A 2,199-nucleotide genomic window follows, 5' to 3' on the forward strand; every position below is an offset into this window, starting at 1 on the left:
TAGAGGATGCGGTGCACCACGGGGTGCGTCTGGTCCGTGAGCCGTCGCAGGACCGGGTTGTTCGCGGCGTCCTGGATGACGCCATGGAACTCGTCATCGGCCTGCAGCGCGGCCATGACGTCCTCACTCTGGGCAGCCTGGATGAAACGGTCCTGAGCCTGACGCATCGCGGCCAGCTGCTCGGTGGTCAACCGAGGAACGGCGGTCGAGACGGCGAGCTCGTCGAGCTGCCGCAGGACGGCCAAGGTGTCCTCCACCTCGGCACGGTCCAGCCTGCTGATGCGGGTGTGCACTCCCGGCCTCGCCTCGATGAGACCGGCGTTGGCCAGACGCATGAGGGCCTCGCGAACGGGGGTGCGGCTCAACCCCAACCGGGCCGACAGGTCCGCGTCGCGAACGCGCTCACCCGGGGCCAGCTCGCCCGTGATGATCGCCGTCCGGATGCGCTCGAAGGCGACGTCGGACAGGCGCTGACGCTCTACCGGCTCGTCCAACATATTGCATACCGTACACGCCCTTGACGCCGATGGCCGGAACCTGCACGCTGAGCAACGCACACCGTATCCGATATATTGGAGCCATCATGCCGAAGGGCATCACCGTCGCTGCTGCCGACACGCCGTCACGCACGCACGACGTCAGGACGGACGCCAGAGAGCCATCACACCGGCCCAAGCGCCGCGTCAAGCTGCCCCCGATCGGGGTCCTGTCGCTGATCGCGGTGGCAGTCGGGGCCGGCATCGGGCTGCTGGCCCCAGCCGTCGGGGAGCAGCTCAAGCTGTTCGGCGACCTGTTCCTCAACGGCGTCAAGATGGTCGTCGTCCCGTTGGTCTTCCCGCTCATCGTGCTCGGTATCGCTCGCATGGAGTCGGCCAAGAAGATCGGGCGGATGGCCGGCAAGGCGATCCTCTACTTCGAGGTCGTCACCACGGTCATCTTGTTCCTGGCGGTCTTCCTGGCCAAGGGCTTCGACCTCGGCCTGGGCGCCACGATCAGGGGAGCCGACCCCGGCTCGGTCGCCGGGCTCGCGCACGGGGTGGACTTCCACGAGCTGATCCTGCACATCGTGCCGGCCAACCTGCTCGGCGCGATGGTCGACGGGAACCTGCTCGGCGTCATCTTCTTCGCGGTGCTGCTCGGCATCGCCGTCTCCGCCGTCGGTGAGCCGTCCAAGCCCTTGGTGACAGTGTTGGACGCCGTCGCCACGGCGATGTTCCGCGTCGTCGGCTACGTCATCCGGTTCGCGCCCCTGGGGGTGCTCGGCTTCATCGCCTACGACGTGGCCAAGTACGGCGTCGGCAACCTCGGCAGCCTCTTCGCGTTCGTCGGCGTCGTCTACCTCGGCCTGGTCCTCGTCCTCGGGGTCGTCTTCCCGATCATCGCCCGCATCTACCGGATCCCCTACCTGACGATGCTACGCACCATCGCCGATCTCGTCGGTCTCGCCTTCGTCACCCGCAGCAGCGAGGCCGTGCTCGCACCGTTGCTCGGCCGCCTCGAGTCCCTCGGCGTCGGCAGGGAGACCTCCTCGTTCGTCGTGCCGCTGGGCTACTCCTTCAACACCGACGGATCCGTGCTCTACCAGGCGATCGCCCTGGTCTTCCTCGCCAACGCCTACGGCACGGGCACCTCGATCCCGCACCTGCTGGTGATGGTCGCCATCCTCGTCATCATGTCCAAGGGCATGGCCGGGGTCGCCTCGGCCTCCATCGTCGTGCTGATCGGCGCGGCCGGAACCATCGGCATCCCCGCCGAAGGCATCGCCATCCTGCTGGGTGTGGACTTCCTCGTCGACATGGCTCGTACTGCCGTCAACGTCATCGGCAACACGCTGGCCGCCTGTGTCATCGACAGCTCGGAGAAGCGGCGCGAGTCCGCACGTCCCACCGCCGCGGAACTCCTTCCGGAGGACGCGGCCGCGCGTCGAGAGCCGGCCGCAGTGGCAGGGACACCTACCCCGCTCCAGCCCGACCAGCAGCAGGGCCATGACTGAGGTCATCGGCATCCTGGGTGGCATGGGGCCGGCCGCCACCGCCGACTTCTACACGAAGCTGGTGCAGATGACCGTCGCGAACCGGGACCAGGACCACCCCCGCGTCGTCATCTGGGCCGACCCCACCGTCCCGGACCGGACGGAGGCGCTGCTGGGCCTGTCTCTTATACACATCTCCGAGCCCACGAGACGCGTAGTAATCTGGG

Annotated in this window: 3 protein-coding genes; 2 read left to right on the plus strand and 1 reads right to left on the minus strand. The window is 67.7% G+C overall.

What is annotated here, in order from left to right; genetic code table 11:
• Positions 1 to 497: GntR family transcriptional regulator (locus ACPYOM_RS21720; protein WP_481347549.1), on the minus strand; the 497-nt coding region annotated here is incomplete at its 3' end.
• A gap of 86 nt (positions 498 to 583) precedes the next feature.
• Between ACPYOM_RS21720 and ACPYOM_RS21725 the strand changes: the two genes are divergently transcribed.
• Positions 584 to 1,993, plus strand: coding sequence for a dicarboxylate/amino acid:cation symporter (locus ACPYOM_RS21725; RefSeq protein WP_481347550.1), 1,410 nt, complete (start codon positions 584 to 586; stop codon positions 1,991 to 1,993).
• Positions 1,986 to 2,199: aspartate/glutamate racemase family protein (locus tag ACPYOM_RS21730; RefSeq protein WP_481347551.1), on the plus strand; the 214-nt coding region annotated here is incomplete at its 3' end. The genes ACPYOM_RS21725 and ACPYOM_RS21730, both read left to right, overlap by 8 nt.

This window comes from Monashia sp. HAY1-2A (genome assembly GCF_056755315.1).

Coding starts and splice junctions, on each gene's coding strand:
- ACPYOM_RS21725 (WP_481347550.1), top strand. CDS start 584: ATGCCGAAGGGCATCACCGTCGCTGCTGCCGACACGCCGTCACGCACG.